Genomic DNA, 18,779 nt, shown 5'->3' on the forward strand with positions numbered 1-18,779 from the left:
GGTTCAAGGTGTCTCCCCGTCCAGCACCCTTCTGATGATTCGGGACAATTCCTCGAACCGGAAGGGCTTTTGCAGAAAATCGACCTCCTGATCAAGCATCCCGCGCTGGGCGATTGCCTCGGCGGTATAGCCGGACATGTAGAGCAGCTTCATGCCGGGTCGCATGGCGGTGAGCTGCCGGGCCAATTCCCTGCCATTCATTTCCGGCATGATCACGTCGGTGAGCAGTAGATCGATTTTGCCTTCATGCCGCGCGGCCAGCCGCAGCGCCTCGCCCGGGGATTGAGCGCTCAGGACTCCATACCCCAGGGCGTCAAGCATGGTGCGGGCCACGTCGAGGATTCCCTGGTCATCCTCGACCAGCAGAAGGGTCTCGCCGTTTCCCGGCAGGACCGGTTCTGGCTGTTCCCGCCGTCCCGGCGCCTGTTCCCCCGCATGCACGGGCAGGTAAACGGAAAAGGTCGTGCCCCTGCCCGGTTCGCTGTCCGTGGCGATCAATGCCTGGTTCTGTTGGACAATGCCGTACACCGTGGCCAGGCCGAGCCCGGTGCCCAGTGCGCCCTTGGTGGTGAAAAACGGCTCGAACACCTTGCCGAGCAGCTCCGGTTCCATGCCGCAGCCATCGTCGGCGACCGAGAGCACCACGTAATCCCGCTCCATGGCCTCGGGATGCGCGGCGCGGAACGCCGCGTCCGCCACGATGGTTGCCGTGCGCAGGGTGATGGTTCCCGTCCCCCTGATGGCGTCGCGGGCATTGACGCAGAGGTTGGCCAGGATCTGGTCGATTTGGGCCGGGTCGATGTTGATCGGCGGCAGCCCGGCCTGGGGCGACCAGATCAGTTCGATATCCTCGCCGATCAGCCGGCGCAGCATGGGCAGCATGCCCTCGACCACCTCGTTGAGGTCAAGGATTTTGGGATCGATGGGCTGCTTGCGGGAGAAGGCCAGCAGTTGGCGGACGATATCGGCGGAGCGGTTGGCCGCCAGGTGGATGTTGCGCAGATCCTCATGCACGGCGTGCCGGTCAGCGGTTTTTTGCAGGGCCATTTCGCAGTAGCCGATGATCACCGCCAGCAGGTTGTTGAAATCGTGCGCCACGCCGCCGGTCAGCCGACCGACGGATTCCATTTTCTGCGCTTGCAGATACTGTTCCTCCAGTTTGAGCTGGGCGGTGATGTCCCGCTTGATGGCCACGAAGTTGACAATGGCGCCGTGGTCATCGAAAACCGGGGAAATGGTGGCCTCCTCGGTATACAGGGTGCCGTCCTTGCGTTTGTTGATCAGCTGGCCGCTCCAGGTGCGCCCGCCGACGATGGTTTCCCACAGGGTCTTGTAGAAGGCCTGGTCATGGGCGTCGCTTTTGAGGATGCGCGGATTCTGGCCGACCACCTCCGACACCGCGTAGCCGGTCACCCGGACAAAGGCTGGATTGGCGTACTGGATGGCGCCCTCGACATCGGTGATCACCACCACCTCGCCGGCCTGCTCGATCGCCACCCTGAGCCGCTCCAGATCGGCTTCGGCCTGCTTTCTCTGGCTGATGTCGCGGTAGATTGACTGGTAGGTGCCATTGGGCATCATCTTGGTGCGCATTTCCACGAACAGTTGCCTGCCGTCCGGCCGCACCAGGACCCGCTCGCTGAGCACCACTTGTCCCTGTCGCAGCAGATCGAAGCGAAACGGGCTTTCGGCCAGGCTTGCCTCGGTGAAGGGCAGCTCGCTGACATGCCGGCCGATCAGCGCCTCGCGCTCCATGCCAAGCATGGCGCACATCTGATTGTTGCTGTCGATGATCACCCCTTCCCGGGTGCCCAGGAGAATGCCGTCCACCGCCAGGTCGATCAGGGTGCGGTAGTAGTGTTCATTTTCCCGCAGCGATCGTTCCGTCTGCTTGAGGGCGGTGATGTCCAGGGCGGTGAAGGTCACTCCCTCCGCCAGACGATCGGCGAGGATGGGGGACGAGCTGAGAAGGATATCGAGCAGGGTGCCGTTCTTTCGCCGCCAGCGGGTTTCCACCGTGCCGATACCGGTTTGGCTGATCTGCTCGTATTTTTCGCTGCCCACGGCCTGGTACTCGGCGTCGCTGGGGTAGAAGATGCGGGTTGAGCGACCGATCAGCTCTTCCCGGCTGTAGCCGGTCATGGCGCACAGCCGGTCATTGACGGTCAGGATGACCCGATTGCTGACCACGCCGATACCGGTGGGCGAGGCGCGGAAAATGCTGTCGAGATAGCGGCCGTTGTCCGCGCGGGGTCTGCGGGACGTGGCCAGCCGCCGGATCGTTTTGCGGGAAACGAACAAGAGCAGCACGCCGGTGGCGCCGACCAGCGCCCACCAGCCCGAGGTCTGGCGGATCAGGGGCGACGGTTCCTCCCTGAAGAGAAAGGCCGTGGCCTGGTCGGCAAACAAGAACCACAGCAGGACCAGGCCGAGCGACAGTAGGATCGTCTTGACGCTTTCCGACAGCGGTTGGGATCGAATGCGGCGGAATTTCATCTGCTGCCTCCCGGCGGGAGGCGATGGTCCACGGAAACATCCAGGGCGACCGGTGTGGAGCGGACGACGGCACGACCCGCGGCCGGATGACCCGCGTGTTCGGGCCGCGGCGGGTCGTGATGCCTGACGGGCCGGAGAAAAAACGATGCGATCACTATCCTCTGGCGCATGGCGGTTGATCAATGTTGAGGGGGGCGACGGCGAGGACACCAATATACCGGCTCCATCCTACCCGAGGACAAACGAAAAGTATAGGCTTTCCAAGGGCTCCACGGGAGGCTACACTGGTGGCGGGTCAGTGATGCGCGGCTGTTCGGTGGTTTGGGACAGGTCGCTTCGCGTGGATCGGGGAGGAGGGGATATGGAGGCGAACAAGGCGGCGGGCAGTATCCGCCGGCAGCTGATCGAGTTGCTTGGCGAGGGACCCCAGGGGGTGCGGGAGCTTTCCCAGGAGCTGCACCAGAGCGAACGCGAGATCTACGAGCATTTGGTTCATGTCGAACGCACCCTCAGGGCCGAGGGGCGGCGGCTGGTGATCGAACCGCCGGTCTGTCTGAGCTGCGGCTTCGTGTTCGAGAAACGCGCCCGGCCCCAACCGCCCGGCCGCTGCCCCCGCTGCAAAAAGACCCATATCCGCCGCCCGCGTTACGGTATCGGGTGAAAGAACGCCGCCGCTTTTCAGCCGTTGCCCTTGGTTGGCCGATTCGCACGCGCCATGTGTGCGCGCTGCCCGGTTTTCTCGAACAATCTCTTGAAATACAAGCCTTTGTTGAGTATCACTTGGCGATTGCCGCCCCAGTGGCCGCCTTTTTTAACCCGTCGCCGCCAGCCCTGCGCGTCCCCCGGCAGGCTTGATGGCGTCCGGGCCTGCATTGTTGTCCAACGGACAAAGGAAACGATCGTCATGCCTGAGTTGATGTGGAAAGGGAAGGAACAGGTGATCAACCATCACCTCGAAGTGCCGGTACGGGTGCTGAAGCGGCATTTTGCCTTCAACGGCGACGCGGACGGCGTCAATTCCACCGGCAACACCATCATCCACGGCGACAACCTGGAAGCGCTCAAGGCGCTGCTGCCCGAGTACGAGGGCCGCATCCGCTGCATCTACATCGATCCACCCTACAACACCGGCAACGAGTCGTGGGTGTACAACGACAACGTCAATGAGCCGCAGATCGTCAAGTGGCTCGGCCAGGTGGTGGGCAAGGACGGCGAGGATCTGTGCCGCCACGACAAGTGGCTGTGCATGATGTATCCGCGGTTGCAGCTGCTCCGGCGGCTGCTGGCCGAGGACGGCAGCATCTGGATTTCCATCGACGACAACGAGCAGGCCCATCTGCGGGCGGTCATGGACGAGATTTTCGGCCAGCGGAACTTCATCACCACCGTTATCTGGCAAAAGGTCTATTCTCCGAAAAATTCGGCCCGTCATTTTTCCGAAGACCATGACTTCATCATGGTGTACGCGAAAAATGCCAGCCAATGGGTGCCCAACCCCATGCCGCGCACCGAGGCGCAGAACAAGGCCTACAAGAACTACGACCACGACCCGCGCGGTCCCTGGAAGGCGAGCGACCTTTCCGCCCGGAATTATTACGGCGAGGGCACCTATGCCATCACCTGTCCCTCGGGCCGGGTCATCGACGGCCCGCCCACAGGAATGTATTGGCGAGTATCACAGCAAAAATTCCTGGAAATGGACCGGGATAAGCGTATCTGGTGGGGCAGGACCGGTGACAATGTACCGGCGATCAAGCGATTTCTCACCGATGTCAAACAGGGCGTGGTGCCGCAAACCCTATGGCCGTACCAGGAAGTCGGCCACACCCAGGACGCCAAGAAGGAACTGCTGGCGGTACTCGATTTCGCCACCTCGGCCGACGTGTTTGTCACCCCCAAGCCGACCCGGCTGATCGACCGCATTCTCCACATCGCCACCGACAAAGATGCCATTATCCTCGATTCCTTTGCCGGTTCGGGCACCACCGGTCACGCGGTGCTCAACCTCAACCGCCAGGACGGCGGCAACCGCACCTTCATCCTCATCGAGATGATGGACTATGCCGAGACCATCACGGCCGAGCGGATCAAGCGGGTGATCAATGGGTATGGCGAGGGCAGCAAGGCCGTGGCCGGCACCGGCGGCGGCTTCACCTACTGCACCCTGGGCGAGCGGGTCTTTGACGACGAAGGCTTTCTCAACCCAAACCTCGATCGGGCGGCCCTCCGCGACTATGTGGCCCGCTCCGAAGGGCTGCCGGGTGCGGAGGCGGGCGAGCATCCCCATTGGCTGGGCGAACGCGACCGCACCGGCTACTATTTCTATGACGACCCGGAGCGGCCCACGGTGCTTAACCTGGAATTCCTCGCCACCCTCACCCGCAGAAACGAGAGCTATCTCATCTATGCCGACTCGTGTCTGCTCGACGAGGCGTTCATGCAGCACCATCACATCCTGTTCAAAAAAATTCCCCGGGACATCTCCCGCTTCTAAAGGTACCGCATGGAACTGCTGCCCTATCAACAACAGGTAATCCGCGACCTCGCCGATTTCTTGGCGGAGGTGGAACGACTGGGCGACCTGCGCCAGGCCTTTGCCCGGTACTGGCAGGAGCGCGGTATTGCCCGGCCGGAGGCCTATCGCGACACCATCAAGGGCGTGCCGCATCTGTGCATCAAGGTACCCACCGGCGGCGGCAAAACCTTCATCGCCGCCAATGCGATCAAAACCATCTTTGACGCCTTGAGCGTCTATGCCCGGCCGGTGCCCCGGGCCGTGGTCTGGCTGGTGCCGTCCAACGCCATCCTCGAACAGACCGAGCGGAGCCTGGGCAGCCCGCGCCACCCCTACCGCCGCAAGCTCGACACCCTGTTCAACGGCCGGGTGCGGGTGTACACCAAGGACGAGCTGTTGCAGGGCGCCGGGTTCAACCCCGCCAGCGTGCATGAACATCTCAATATTTTCGTGCTCAGTTACGCCTCGTTCCGCACCAGCAACAAGGAGGGCCGCAAAGCCTACCAGGAAAATACGTTCCTTGCTTCCTTCACCCATCGGATGCAGGCCGAAGAATGCCTGACCGGCGTCGATGAATCGGCCCTGATCAATGTCATCCGCGCCATGAACCCGGTCTGTATTGTCGACGAAAGCCACAATGCCGGTTCGATCTTGAGCAAGGAGATGCTCGCCAATTTCAACCCCAGCCTGATTCTCGACCTCACCGCCACCCCGAGGACGGACAGCAATATCATCAGCTACGTCGATGCGGCGCAGCTCAAGACCTGTCACATGGTCAAGCTGCCGGTGATTGTCTACAACCACCGCTCCAGCAAGGAGGTGATCGGCAACGCCATCCAGTTGCGCAACAGTTTGGAACAGCAGGCACGGACGGAACAACAGGCGGGCGGCGACTACATCCGGCCGATTGTCCTCTTTCAGGCCGAATCGAATACCGGCGACGAAGACCGGACCACCTTTGACGACATCAGGAAACGGCTGATCCATCTGGGCATCAGCGAAGAAGAGATTGCGATAAAAACGGCAAATATCGACGAGCTCAAAGATATCAGCCTTCTTTCGCCCGAATGTTCCATCCGCTACATCATCACCGTCAATGCGCTCAAGGAAGGCTGGGACTGCCCCTTTGCCTATATTCTGGCCACCATCGCCAACCGCCATTCCCGAGTGGACGTGGAGCAGATTGTCGGCCGGGTCTTGCGGCAACCCTATGCCCGGCGTCAGCACAACAACCTGCTCAACAATTCGTACGTTCTGGCCTCTTCCGCTGATTTCATCACCACCCTGGACAGGATTGTCGCCGGACTCAATCAAGCCGGTTTTTCCAAAAAGGATATGCGGGCCACGGATATGGCAACCGTGGAAGCCGAACCACAGGGACATGCCCCCGCGCCCCGGCAGCAGGGCTTGTTCGATCCGCCGGTTGCCGATGGACAGCAGCCGGAGGTGAACAGTGCGGAGAGGGAAGCCGTCGAATGGCCGGACAGCCTGACAGGGTCCTCGGATTCCACTGTTGGGCTGGGCGAGGCGTCCGCCCCGGATACCGCTGTTCAGGCGATACTGGCCCAGGCGGACAAGGAAAGCAGGGCATACGAACAACAGGCCGCGCAAAGCGCCGCTGAGACGGTTCCGCTGGAGGTGAGGGAAAAAATGAATATATTCGGCATGGTCGCCCAATTTGCCCCGCTTGCCGTCACTCTCCGTTTACCGCAGTTTTTCATCCGGGTTCCGGGGATGAGCCTGTTTGGCGACGGCGCGACTCTCCTCAACAAAGAAGAGCTGTTACAAGGGTATCGCCTTAGCCAGGCCGATAGCCGGATCGATTTTCAGGCAATCGAAGGGGAGGCGTACCGGATCGACTTGGAGGAAGTGGGCGAGCATGATTACAAACCCCGTTTCTGGAAACTCCAGCATGCAAGCCGGGAACGGCTGGCCGAGTATTTGGTGGCGTTGCCTCCCGAACCGCAAAAACGGGAAATTGTTCAACGGCTGTGTGGGTTGATCGGTAATATGCGGCCCTTTGGCGATCAGGAGATAAAAAAATACGTGCAACGAATTGTGGATGATATGCACCCGGACCACATCCATGAATGCCTGAACCGCATACGTGAATATAGCTACCGCGACAAAATCAAGGAGAAGATAACGGCCCTGGCCACAGATCACGCGGAGACTGTTTTTTATCAGTGGCTGGCGGCGGACAGAATTGAGATGCAGGCAAGCTATGCCCTGCCCGAGTCGATTGCCCCAGTGGCCGTTGCCCCGGCTATTCCGGCAAGCCTGTATTCGTCCGAGGGGCAGCTCAATTCCTGGGAGGCAAAGGTGATCAACGAGGTCGCCAATCTGGACAACATCCTGTTTTGGCACAAGATCATCGAGCGCAAGGGGTTTTGTATCAACGGCTGTATCAACCATTATCCCGATTTTCTGGTGCGCACCAAAAACGGCAAGACCCTGTTGATCGAGGCCAAGGGCGACGACCGGGACAACTCCGATTCCAGCCGTAAACTCAAACTCGGTCAGGCTTGGGCGAACAAGGCGGGCAACGATTTTCGCTACTTCATGGTGTTTGACACCAATCCCGTCGAGGGGGCCTACCGGCTCGATGCCCTGGTGCCGGTGATCGCCAACCTTTGAGCCTAGGTTTGCGGGTCGGGCGGGGTGTGCGCGGCACGCATACGGCTGATCACCCGGATCGTGCCTGAATCAATGCGTGAACTGGAGCTGCGGGAGGAGGGGGCAAAGGGGCGCACCGCCGTCAATCGGCGTGCAGGGTGACGGCAAAGCAGCTGAACAGGGCCCAAACGCGGTCGCCGATGGCCAGATCGAGCACCGCGCCGCCACTGGTGGACACCACGGCGCACAGCTCCGTGCCGTCCGCAAGGCGGAGCAGATATTCCGAGCTGACGGTTCCCCGGTTGATCCGCGCCACTTCGCCCTGAAAACAATTGTCGGCGCTGCATGCCGGCAGGTCCGTGCCGCCCTGGAGCACCACCCAGGGGGCCTTGACCTCGGCCGTGATCAGTTTGCCCGGCCGCAGACCTAACCGCTCCAGGCTTTCGAGGGTGATCAGGGTAGTCACCTGATAGCCGCCAAGGTTGACCAAAGTCACCCGCGCCTGGATATCGCCGCGTTGCACGTCGGTGATCTTGCCAAAGAAGGCATTTCTGGCGCTGGTTTTGCGGGTCGATTCCCGCTCCATGAACAGCTTGGTCACCCGTTGCAGTTCCTCGTCGGAAAACGAGACATGGGCCGTGGTCAGGTTGGGAGTTGAGTGGCCAAGCAGCTTCTGCACCGCCGGCAGGGGCATGTTGCCGCGCACCAGCTCCACCGCCCGCGCCCGGCGGATCATCTCCGGGCCGCCCAAGCGCTTGTCAAAGCCGCAGGCCTCGGCGCGCTCGTAGAATTTGCGGCGGACAAAGGCGGGGTCCACGCAAAAAAGTTTGTCCAAGGAACTGCGGAAATCCGGGTCCGCCAGGGTCTCCCTGATTTCCCGGCTCAACTGTGCGGAGATGGTGACGGAGCGTTGGCAGGGTTCCGCTCCATCGAGATCGCGGATGCACACGGTCTGTGCCTCGATGTCGGCAAACGGATCCAGGGCGAGGACCTCGCTCAGCTTGGCGCCGGTATAGCGGATGAGCAGGAACACCAGCAGGATCCGGCGGCGGGCGAGGCGGACGTCGCACCGCGGCGTCTCCTCGACCCAGCGGCGAAAGGACTGTTCCAGTTGGGCCAGCTGGACCGTGTCCAGGCAAGGCGATTGGTCGATGGGCACGGCACGCATGTCCTGCCCGGAGAGGGGTTGCTGCTTCATCTGGTTTGTTTCATGCGCTTGGTGCTGGCCGCCACGTTGCGGGAGCAGGGCGGATTGGCCAGACCGGAGCCGCGCCTGCCGCTGTCGGGGGGCTGGAGGCGAACCGTGGCCGGTGAGGAGGCCGTGGCGGTAAAAAAATGGGGATGCAAAATATCGCTCACAGATGTTCCTGATCAACCCAGTGTTGGAAGCGGTCCACCAACCGCCAAAAGTCACGGATCGCCTGTTTGCCCGCCTCGGTCAGCCAGGCCCCGCCACCCTGCCTGCCGCCGGCCTGCTTTTCCACCAGGGGCTCGGGCGCGAGCGCGTTCATGTTCTCCACCAGGTGCCAGGCATGGCTGAAACTCATCTGCATCGATTTGGCGGCGGCGGACACCGAGCCGTATTCATCGATCCGCTCAAGAAGAACGATCCGCCCCCAGGAGAGGTAGGTCTCGCCGTTGTTCTCGATCCATAGGCGGCCCTTGATCTGGACGCCGCTGCGCATTCGGCCGGCGGCCATGGCGTTTTCTTCCTGGGATTTTTTTGCTTTGGGCATGAATGATTGTGAAGGTAATGGAAAAGGTGGCCAGCCATCGTCACTGGTGTGCGCCCATAGTAGCGAGGCGACCGGAACCCCCGCAAGACCTAATACGATCGGCACATGCTTTCGTGGGAAATATTGACCATTATCATCATTTTCGTTGATCATTCTCATGAATTTTTTTTCTTGACTTTCCTTGGTTTGCCTTATAAATATCCCGCATGACTGAATGCTGGTTCAGTTTTCCGTGTAGGACCAGATCCGGCAATCCTGTCCGGAATTTACGTAGGTTGAATGTTCTCACAAGAATAAAACCAGAGAGGAAAAAATTATGAGTTCAAAATTGGTAGCGCCCCATGGCGGAAAAGGTCTTGTTTGTGCCCTGCTTGAAGGTGCCGCACGTGAAGCAGAGTTGAAGAAAGCCGCTGGATTGAAGCAGGTACAAGTCTCCGATCGCGCCAAGGGCGACCTGATCATGATGGGTATCGGCGGTTTCTCTCCGCTGAGCGGTTTCATGACCAAAGCTGACTGGAAAGGCGTTTGTGAGAATTTCCAGATGGCTGACGGCACCTTCTGGCCGGTACCGATCACCTTGGACGTTTCCGCTGCGGACGCTGCCGGCATCAACGTTGGCGACGAGATCGCTCTGGTTAACAAAGGCGAGACCTACGCAACCATGAAGGTCACCGAGAAATACGAGATGACCGAAGCCGACAAGCGTTGGGAGTGCGAGAAAGTATTCAAGGGCGAAGGCGAAGAGTCTGCTGACGATAAATTCTGGGAAGTCGCCCCCAAAGATCATCCCGGCGTTATCATGGTTCTGGCTCAGAAAGAGTTCAACCTGGCCGGTCCGGTTAAAGTACTCTCCGAGGGTGAGTATCCGAAAGAGTATCCGGGTGTATACCTGAAACCTGCCGAGACCCGCGCTATGTTTGAAGAGCGTGGATGGGCCAACGTTGCCGCTCTCCAGCTGCGTAACCCGATGCATCGTTCCCACGAGTTCCTGGCCAAGATCGCCATCGAGGTTTGTGACGGCGTTCTGATCCACAGCTTGGTCGGTAACCTGAAGCCCGGCGACATTCCTGCCGACGTGCGCGTTGAAGCCATCAAGATCCTGATCGACAACTATTTCGTCAAAGAGAACGTCATCAACGCTGGGTATCCGCTTGACATGCGTTATGCCGGTCCTCGCGAAGGCCTGCTCCACGCCACCTTCCGTCAGAACTATGGTGTCAACAACATGCTGATCGGTCGTGACCACGCTGGCGTTGGTGACTTCTACGGCCTGTTCGAGGCACAGCAGATTTTTGATCGCATCCCCTACACCGGCGATCCTTCCAAAGACCTGCTCTGCAAGCCGATGAAGATCGACTGGACCTTCTACTGCCACAAATGCGATGGTATGGCTTCTCTGCGTACCTGCCCGCATACCAAAGAGGATCGCGTCATCCTGTCCGGTACCAAACTGCGTAAGGCTCTCTCCGAGGGTCAGCCGGTTGTTGACCACTTCGGTCGCGAGGAAGTTCTGGTTCGCCTCCGCAAGTACTATGCCGGCCTGACCGAGAAGGTTGAGGTCAAGATGCAGGGTGCCGCTTCCGGCGCTGCCATGTAAGACCGTCTCAGTTCTCTGAGGCTCTGCATACGAAAGGAGATGTCGCCTTGGGCGGCATCTCCTTTTTTTATTGAAAAGAAGAGCGGGGCGCGGTACGGACGTCAAACGATTTTTCCTATGAATTGCACAGGAAGCGAGGGCGGAGTGGAAGAGACGATTCAGGTAGGACTAGGCGAGAGGAGCTATCCCATTACCGTCGGCACGGGGGTGATGGAGCGGGTCGGGCCGATGCTGCGGGCAGGCAGATTTGCCAAACGTTACGGCATCATCAGTGACGATCGGGTGGCTGCTCTCTACGGTGCGCAGGTACAGGAATCCCTGCGGCAAGCGGGCATCGATAGTGAACTGATCGTTTTTCCCCACGGCGAGGCGAGCAAGCATCTGGCGACCATCGGCACCCTGGCCAGCACGCTCGCCGAGCACGGGTTTGACCGTGGCGATGGCCTGTTGGCCCTGGGCGGGGGGGTGACCGGCGATATCACCGGATTTTTGGCCTCGATCTACATGCGCGGCATCCCGTTTGTCCAGGTGCCGACCTCCCTGTTGGCTCAGGTAGACAGTTCGGTGGGCGGGAAGACCGGTGTGGACATCCCTCAAGGAAAAAATCTGCTCGGCACCTTCTACCAGCCGCGGGCGGTGATCATCGACACCCAGGTGCTGCACACCTTACCGCAGGAAGAATTTCGTGGCGGCATGGCTGAGGTGATCAAATACGGCGTTTCGATGGATGCCGATTTTTTCCACTGGCTTGATCGGCATCATTCAGCCATTCTCGCCCTAGAACCGGAGGTAATAGTGTCGATGATCCGCCGCTGTTGCGAGATGAAGGCCTCGGTGGTGGAACAGGACGAACGGGAAGGGGGGCTGCGCCGGATCCTCAATTTTGGCCATACCATTGGTCACGCGGTGGAAGCGGCCTCCGGCTATCGGCTGATTCATGGCTATGCGGTGGCCATCGGCATGCGTGCTGTCGCCGATTTGGCGGTTCGAGCCGGCTATGCCAGCCAATCGGTTGCTGATCGGATCGAGGCGCTGCTGGCCAAATACCAGCTGCCCACCGGAATTCCGTCGGAATTCGATCGGACTACCCTGTGGAACTATCTGCACACCGATAAAAAAACCATTGGTGGGCGGGTCTTTTTTGTGCTGCCCGAGGAGATTGGCAGGGTATGCGTGACCGATCGGGTGGACAAGGACGATATTGACGCAATCCTTGGCAGTGCCTAACATAAGCGGCAACCAATGAACAGCGGCAACCGTGCCTTTGCCTGTCCTTTCACCACCACTGATAGCCATGCCGATCTACGAATTTTTTTGCGCTGATTGCAACACGGTTTTCAACTTTTTCTCCAGCCGGCCCAACCGGGACAAGCGGCCCAACTGCCCCCAGTGCGGCAGACCGGAGCTGCGGAAGATGATGTCCGCCTTTGCCACCATCGGCAAAGCCAAGGAAAACGACGAAGACAATCCCTTGGCCGGTATGGACGAGGCCAAGATGGAGCGCGCCCTGGCCGGTCTGATGCGCGAGGCCGAACAGGTCAACGAGGACGATCCGCGGCAGATGGCCAATTTGATGCGCAAGTTCGCCGATGCCACTGGCCTTGATCTGGGCGAACCGATGCACGAGGCCATTGCCCGCATGGAAGCGGGAGAAGATCCGGAGCAGATCGAACAGGAAATGGGCGATCTGATGGACGGCGAGGAACCCTTCAGTCTGGAGGCGATGAAGAAAAAGGCGCAGTCTGGAGGCCGCCGGCCACCCCGCCACGACGAACGGCTCTACGAACTGTAGAGCGAGGAAAAAGACTGATTGTGGGGCGGTGATCACACCTCGATTCGGTGCTGCTTCATTTTCTCCCACAGGTTTTTCCGGCTGATGCCCAGTGTCTCGGCGGCCCGGGTCCGATTGCCGCCGGAGTGGGCCAGGGCATGGACGATGCACTGCTTCTCGGCGCTGGCCAGGGCTTCAGCCAGCGGCATGATGGCGCCATTGGCCTTTTGCTCCGCCTTGTGCAGATCGGCGGGCAGATCCTCCACGGTGATGACCGGTCCAGGCGACAGCACGGACACCCGCTCGATGATGTTTTTTAACTCTCGAACATTGCCAGGAAAATCGTAGTTGAGCAGACAGTCCATCGCCTCTTTGGACAGCGACAGCGTCATGCCCCGCTTGTGCCCAAAACCTCGGAGGAAATGGCTGACCAGCAGCGGGATGTCCTCGATCCGTTCACGCAGGGGCGGAAGAGTCAGGGGAATGACGCTCAACCGGTAGAGCAGGTCCTGACGGAACTGTCCCGCCTCCACCTCCTTTTTCAGATCCTTGGCTGTGGCGCAGAGCAGGCGCACGTCCACCTTGATCGTCCTTGTCCCGCCCAGCCGTTCACATTCTCCCTCCTCGATCACCCGCAGCAGTTTGGCCTGAAGTCCAAGGGGCAGATCACCGATTTCATCCAACAGCAGCGTGCCGCCGTCGGCCAATTCGAATCGGCCCAGCCGTTTCGCGTGCGCTCCGGTGAAAGCGCCCTTTTCATGGCCGAAAAACTCGGATTCCAGCAATCCTTCGGGAATGGCCGCGCAATTGATGCGAATATAGGGTTTGTCCGCCCGACGGCTGGCCCGATGCAAGGCATTGGCGGCCAGCTCCTTGCCGGTGCCTGATTCGCCGTTGATCAAAACGGTCGAATCGGTCGGCCCTATTTGGTTGATGAGCTTGAGCAGGGTGCGCATCGCCGTGCTGTTGCCGATGATTTCCTGATGTTCCTGGCGGCACCTGTCCTCCAGCGAGGCGCAACGGGCGCGCACGGTCTGCATCTCGAAGATGCGGTTGATGCGGATGATCAGATCATCCATTTCAAAGGGTTTGAGAATATAGTCGGCGGCACCGTTGCGCAGGCAGGTGATGGCGTCCTCCACCGATCCGTAGGCGGTCATCATGAAGATGTCGATCAACGGCGACTGCTTGCGCGCCCATTCCAGGAGCTCCATGCCGCCCAGCCCGGGCATGCGGATGTCGGAAAGGATCAGGTGATAATGCTTCTGGTCCAACAGCGACAGGGCATCGCGCCCGTTGACGGCCGCGTCAACCTGCCATCGTTCCCTGCGCAGCCGGTCATGGAGTGAAATGCGCATGATTTCGTCATCTTCCACCAGCAGTATCTGTTTCATGCTTCCCCTTGCATGGCGTTGTCGTTTCCCTCGTTGAGGCAGTGACGGTCAATGGGCAGAGTGACGGCGAAGGTTGAGCCGCTCCCCGGTTCGCTGCGAACCTCGATCTGCCCGTTCAGGCGCTGCACCATGGCCAGAGTCACCGCCAGCCCCAAGCCCGTTCCCTCGCCCACCTCCTTGGTGGTGAAAAAAGGATCAAAAATACGGTCCTGTATCTCCCGGGCAATACCGATGCCCGTGTCCTCGATGATGAGCACCACCGATCCCGTTTCCTCACGGGTGGCCAGGAGCAGGCTGCCGCCATCGGGCATGGCCTGGATAGCGTTGAGGGCGATGTTCATCACGATCTGCTTGATGGCCTCGGTGTCGATGCAGCAGAGGGCGTTGAAGTGCAGGTCCAGATTGACCACGATGTTGCGCAGCCGGTGGCCAAGCAGTTCCAGACAGTCGAGAATGACGGTGTCGATGTCGACTTGATGGACCTGGAGGGGATCGACTCGGCCGTAGTTGAGCAGTTGGCGCATGGTCAGCTCGATCCGCTTCAATCCTTTGTGTAACAGGGGCAGGTATCGTTTCTGCACATCCAGATTTTCCGGCTCCTTCTGCATGGCGGACACGCAGTTGAGCATCCCGGCCAATGGGTTGTTGATTTCATGGGCAATGCCGGCGGTCAGCTGGCCGAGTGCCGCCAGTTTCTCGGCGCGGAAACCTTTTTCCCCAGCCGTGGCAAGGGCTTGCTGGGACGCGGTCAGGCGTTGGCAGAGGGCAATGAACGAGGCAGAAAGGCAGCCGAATTCATCGCCGGTCCCCGGCAGTTTCAAGGCTTCCACCGGTTGCTCGGGAAAGGCGGCCATGGCATGGGACAACTGGCTCACCGGCCGGCCCACCAGTCGGTTGAAAAGCAGCAGGGTCACCGCTGCGGCAACACATACCGACAACAGTCCCAGCAGGAGAATGGTTCGATTGTTTTCGTGGATGAAGGTATCGGCCCAGACGATGGGAATGGTGATTGACAGCGCCCCTCGGATCTCGCCGGGATGATAGCCGTGTTCGCCGTGGCAGGTGAGACAGGAGGATTCGGTGATCAACGGTGCCGCGTAGCGCAGGACGCGGCCGTCCCGGTCGCGGTCGATTGCCAGGTGTTCGGTTGCGCCCTCGGCAAAGCGCCGCAGGCTTTGCTGTTCAAACGGATCGGGTGCGTTGGCGGGATTGATCGGCCGCGCGCTGGTCACCCGAAACCAGGCCATGCCGCTCTTGCCGGCATATTCGGACAACTCGCGGGTGACCATGGCCGGGTTGCGTTTCACCAACACGAGGCCGGACGCCGTGGTCATCACCGGTTCGCTCAGATAGTTGTTGGGTTGGGTGGATTCGGTCTGGACCAGGAACAGTCCCTGGTGGTCCGCCACCCATTGGCGGGTGAGCAGCACCTGACGATAGAGCATGCGGGCCTGTTGTTCGGCTTGGCCAATGACCAGGCGGTTTTGCAGGTGGGAGGTGTAGAGGAGCAGAACCCCGTAGGACAGGGTCAGGATGCCGACAACGGCAAGGATGAATTTTCCCCTCAGTGTCATACCACGTCCCCGAAAACACTCTGCAAACCTGGTGCGGAACAATACCCCGCGCGTATCGTCGCAAGGTAACACAGTTGCCCTATGATTGCTACCTCATGGTAACAGTTGAAACTGGCTTTCCTTGTAACCTATTAAAAAGACAACATCTCTTGTTTGGAATAGTTGTTGCTTTGTTTTTTACACGTTCTGTTCTGTCAGATTTCCAGAGGAAGCAAAACCGTCAGGAGGAGAAACGTGAAACACAATGCCCACCGACTGTTTCGGAGCCTGGTCGCGTTGCTGCTGGCAACCGGCTGGGCCGCCCCGATCCTGGCCGCCCAATCCGCCGGCGGCCATCCACCGCTTTCCGAGCAGGACCAGTACATTGCCTGCGATCAGTGCCATGCGGAAACCACCCCGGAGCTCCACAAGGAGTGGTTTGACTCGCGCCATGGAGTGGCCATGGTCAAGTGCTATCAGTGTCACGGCACCTTTGAAACCTTTCGGGTCACGCCCCAACCCCAGGACTGCGCGGCCTGCCACGAGAACATGATGCATAAATGTCCGCAGGACAAACCCTGCTGGCAGTGCCATGTTCCGCATTCCTTCAACAAGAAATAGAACCGACCGGTGGACGGCCCGGCGGGGAAGAGCCGGCCGACACATCAACTGATGGAATGGGTAACCATATTGAGGAGAGGGTGATGATGGCTCAAACACGACGTGATTTTATCAAGAAGACAGCGGCACTTTCGGCTGCGTCCCTTGTGGGCATGCAGTTGCCTGTGGATGTGAACACCATGGCACGGGCGGCGGAAGACGAGGCCTGGCACCGGGGCACCTGCCGTTTGTGCGGTGTTGGCTGCCGGGTGGAACTCGGGGTGAAAAACGGCGTGCCCTTTGCCTTGCGCGGGGTGGCCGATGCGCGCACCAATTACGGCTATCTGTGCATGAAGGGCATGCATTTCTGGAAATGCATGGGCCACAAGGATCGTCTGACCAAGCCGCTCTACCGCGAACGGAAGGCCGATCCCTTCAAGGAGATCAGCTGGGACAAGGCTCTGGATATCGCCGCCGAGCGGTTTAGCTCCGCGGTCAAGGCCCATGGCGGCAATGCGGTGGCCTATTACGGTTCCGGCCAGTGTCTGACCGAAGAAACCTACCTGTTCCAGAAGATCATGCGCGGCGGGCTCAAGACCAACAACGTCGAGGGCAATCCCCGCTTGTGCATGGCCAGCGCGGTGGGTGGCTACATGACCTCCTTTGGCGCCGACGAGCCCATCGGTGGCTATGCGGATCTGGAAAAGGCGCACTGCTTTTTCATTATCGGCTCCAACACCGCCGAGGCCCATCCGGTGCTGTTCCGCCGGATCATGCGGCGCAAGCTCGACAATCCCGAGGTCAAGGTCATCAACGCCGACCCCCGGGTGTCGCAGACCTCGCGCATTGCCGACAAGCACCTCCAGTTCAAGCCGGGCACCGATCTCTCCCTGCTCAACGCCATGGCCAAGGTGATCATCGACGAGAAACTCCATGACCAGCAGTTCCTCGGCAACTATGCGGTGTTCAAACAAGGCAAGGAAGCGAAGGCGGCCAGCTTCGACGAATTCGCTCAGTTTGTCGCCCCCTATACGCCCGAGGCCGCGGCCAAGACCTGCGGCGGCACCATCACCGCCGACGATATCCGTCAGGTGGCCCGCTGGTTCGCTACCTCCAAGGGCACGGTCAGCCTGTGGTGCATGGGCATCAACCAGCGCAAGCAGGGCGTGTGGGCCAACAACCTGATCCACAACCTGCACATCCTCACCGGCCAGTTGATGAAGGAGGGAGCCGATTCCCTGTCACTCACCGGCCAGCCCAATGCCTGCGGCGGCGTGCGCGAGGCCGGAGGATTGTGTCATATCCTCCCCGGTCATCGGCCGGTGGAAAAAGAGAAGATGCGCAACCAGGTGGAAGAGGCTTGGGGCATTCCCCTGGGCCGCATCCCGGCAGAGCCGGGGCTGCACACCATGGATCTGTTCACCGCCGTCAACAAGGGCACGGTCAAGGCGGTATGGATCAACTGCACCAGTCCGGCCCAGAGCCTGCCCAACTGCGACCTGTACAACAAGGGATTGGCGAGCGACGACTGCTTCATCGTCTGCACCGACATTTTTAAAACCCGCACCACCGAGTACGCCAACCTGATTCTGCCGACCGCCTTCCACTTCGAGAAGACCGGGGTCTACGGCTGCACCGAACGGCGCTCGCAACTGACCCGCAAGGCGATCAAGGCGCCGGGCGAGGCCAAGCCCGAGGTGTGGATCGCCCGCGAGTGGGCCAAACGCTTGGCCACCAAGCTTAACGATCCGGTCATCGCCCAGTGCGTCAAACCTTTTGACGGTCTGGAGGAGGATTTCGCCCTGCCGCAGGCCATCTGGGACGAGTATACCCAGAAACTGACCAAGGGCCGCGACAACGACCTGCGCGGCGCCAGCTACGCGGTGCTGGGCCGCATGGCCGACGGCGTCCAATGGCCGGCGCCCACCGAGGAGTTCGCCCTCAAAGGCGGCACGGTCAAGAAGTTCGTCAAGGGGTTGGACCCCATGGCCGACAGCGAATCGAAAAACGATCTGCCCTATCAGTTCTACGGTCCGGCCCACGAGGACCGCAAACTGTGGATCTGGCTGCGGCCCCAGGCCGAGCCCTCGGAGGTGCCGGACGCGGACTATCCCTTCTATCTGTCCACCGGCCGGATCATCGACCACTGGCACACCATGTCCATGACCGGCCGCATTCCCGAACTGCTGCGGGCCAACCCCTATGCCTATGTGGAGATCAACCCCAAGGACGCGGCAAAACTGGGCATCAAGCCCGGAGACATGGTCGAGGTCAGGTCACGGCGCGGGGTCAACCTGCTGCCGGCCAAGGTCTACGAAGGGCCGATCGAGGGCATGGTGTTTGTCTATTGGCACGACCAGGAGCAGACCAGGATGATCAATAAAGTGACCAAGGACGATTACGACCCGGCCTCCAAGGAGCCGGAGTTCAAGATCTGCGCGGTTCAGATCCAGCGCGTTTCCGGGCCGCGGCCACTCACCCCGTTTTTGGTTTGATCGGTG

Annotated in this window: 15 protein-coding genes; 8 read left to right on the forward strand and 7 right to left on the reverse strand. The window is 60.2% G+C overall.

Going from position 1 to position 18,779, the window contains the following annotated elements; genetic code table 11:
- Nucleotides 1–3: 3 nt before the first annotated feature.
- Nucleotides 4–2,496, reverse strand: coding sequence for a PAS domain S-box protein (locus tag DESPR_RS17170; RefSeq protein WP_015724070.1), 2,493 nt, complete (start codon nt 2,494–2,496; stop codon nt 4–6).
- A 361-nt stretch (nt 2,497–2,857) separates the two neighbouring features.
- Here DESPR_RS17170 and DESPR_RS06810 point away from each other — a divergent pair, with 361 nt between their 5' ends.
- On the forward strand, nt 2,858–3,157 hold the full coding sequence (locus DESPR_RS06810; protein WP_015724071.1) for a transcriptional regulator: 300 nt from the start codon (nt 2,858–2,860) through the stop codon (nt 3,155–3,157).
- A gap of 17 nt (nt 3,158–3,174) precedes the next feature.
- Here the strand turns inward: DESPR_RS06810 and DESPR_RS18440 are convergent, their stop codons facing one another.
- Entirely contained in the window at nt 3,175–3,402 is a 228-nt protein-coding gene (locus DESPR_RS18440) for a hypothetical protein (protein ID WP_169701553.1), read from the reverse strand.
- On the opposite strand from DESPR_RS18440, the gene DESPR_RS06815 reads away from it, so the two are divergent.
- Nucleotides 3,401–4,990 (forward strand): site-specific DNA-methyltransferase, encoded by a 1,590-nt coding sequence (locus DESPR_RS06815; RefSeq protein WP_015724072.1) that lies wholly within the window; start codon nt 3,401–3,403, stop codon nt 4,988–4,990. The genes DESPR_RS18440 and DESPR_RS06815 overlap by 2 nt on opposite strands.
- Nucleotides 4,991–4,999: 9 nt before the next feature.
- Nucleotides 5,000–7,648 carry a DEAD/DEAH box helicase gene (locus DESPR_RS06820; protein WP_015724073.1) on the forward strand — a complete coding sequence of 883 codons (2,649 nt, stop codon included), beginning with the start codon at nt 5,000–5,002 and terminating at the stop codon, nt 7,646–7,648.
- A gap of 121 nt (nt 7,649–7,769) precedes the next feature.
- On the opposite strand, the gene DESPR_RS06825 is transcribed toward DESPR_RS06820, so the two are convergent.
- The 3 genes from DESPR_RS06825 to DESPR_RS06830 are packed head-to-tail and all read right to left on the reverse strand — an operon-like array spanning nt 7,770 to nt 9,363.
- Complete coding sequence (locus DESPR_RS06825; protein ID WP_015724074.1) at nt 7,770–8,825, reverse strand: TOBE domain-containing protein; 1,056 nt, start codon at nt 8,823–8,825, stop codon at nt 7,770–7,772.
- Entirely contained in the window at nt 8,822–8,986 is a 165-nt protein-coding gene (locus DESPR_RS18445) for a hypothetical protein (protein WP_015724075.1), read from the reverse strand. Before DESPR_RS18445 ends, DESPR_RS06825 begins: the two co-directional genes overlap by 4 nt.
- Nucleotides 8,983–9,363 carry a winged helix-turn-helix domain-containing protein gene (locus DESPR_RS06830; RefSeq protein WP_245529492.1) on the reverse strand — a complete coding sequence of 127 codons (381 nt, stop codon included), beginning with the start codon at nt 9,361–9,363 and terminating at the stop codon, nt 8,983–8,985. Before DESPR_RS06830 ends, DESPR_RS18445 begins: the two co-directional genes overlap by 4 nt.
- A 316-nt stretch (nt 9,364–9,679) precedes the next feature.
- Here DESPR_RS06830 and sat point away from each other — a divergent pair, with 316 nt between their 5' ends.
- The 3 genes from sat (at nt 9,680) to DESPR_RS06845 (ending at nt 12,752) form a co-directional block, all read left to right on the forward strand.
- The gene (gene sat / locus DESPR_RS06835) at nt 9,680–10,960 is read left to right on the forward strand and encodes a sulfate adenylyltransferase (protein WP_015724077.1); all 1,281 of its coding nucleotides are present in this window, start codon (nt 9,680–9,682) and stop codon (nt 10,958–10,960) included.
- Nucleotides 10,961–11,077: 117 nt separating this feature from the next.
- A complete protein-coding gene (gene aroB, locus DESPR_RS06840; protein WP_043769795.1) occupies nt 11,078–12,187 on the forward strand; it encodes a 3-dehydroquinate synthase in 1,110 nt (369 codons plus the stop codon).
- 67 nt (nt 12,188–12,254) lie between these two features.
- Nucleotides 12,255–12,752: an FmdB family zinc ribbon protein gene (locus tag DESPR_RS06845; RefSeq protein WP_015724079.1), complete on the forward strand. Its 498-nt coding sequence runs from the start codon at nt 12,255–12,257 to the stop codon at nt 12,750–12,752.
- A 32-nt stretch (nt 12,753–12,784) separates the two neighbouring features.
- Here DESPR_RS06845 and DESPR_RS06850 read toward each other — a convergent pair whose 3' ends face one another.
- Complete coding sequence (locus DESPR_RS06850; protein ID WP_015724080.1) at nt 12,785–14,125, reverse strand: sigma-54-dependent transcriptional regulator; 1,341 nt, start codon at nt 14,123–14,125, stop codon at nt 12,785–12,787.
- A complete protein-coding gene (locus tag DESPR_RS06855) occupies nt 14,122–15,699 on the reverse strand; it encodes an ATP-binding protein (protein ID WP_015724081.1) in 1,578 nt (525 codons plus the stop codon). The genes DESPR_RS06850 and DESPR_RS06855 overlap by 4 nt, the downstream gene beginning before the upstream one ends.
- Nucleotides 15,700–15,933: 234 nt before the next feature.
- Between DESPR_RS06855 and DESPR_RS06860 the strand changes: the two genes are divergently transcribed.
- Both DESPR_RS06860 and DESPR_RS06865 read left to right on the forward strand, forming a co-directional pair.
- Entirely contained in the window at nt 15,934–16,299 is a 366-nt protein-coding gene (locus tag DESPR_RS06860; protein ID WP_015724082.1) for a cytochrome c3 family protein, read from the forward strand.
- Nucleotides 16,300–16,385: 86 nt separating this feature from the next.
- Nucleotides 16,386–18,773: a molybdopterin oxidoreductase family protein gene (locus tag DESPR_RS06865; protein ID WP_043770815.1), complete on the forward strand. Its 2,388-nt coding sequence runs from the start codon at nt 16,386–16,388 to the stop codon at nt 18,771–18,773.
- Nucleotides 18,774–18,779 lie beyond the last annotated feature (6 nt).

It is taken from the genome of Desulfobulbus propionicus DSM 2032, from assembly GCF_000186885.1.
GTDB lineage: Bacteria > Desulfobacterota > Desulfobulbia > Desulfobulbales > Desulfobulbaceae > Desulfobulbus > Desulfobulbus propionicus.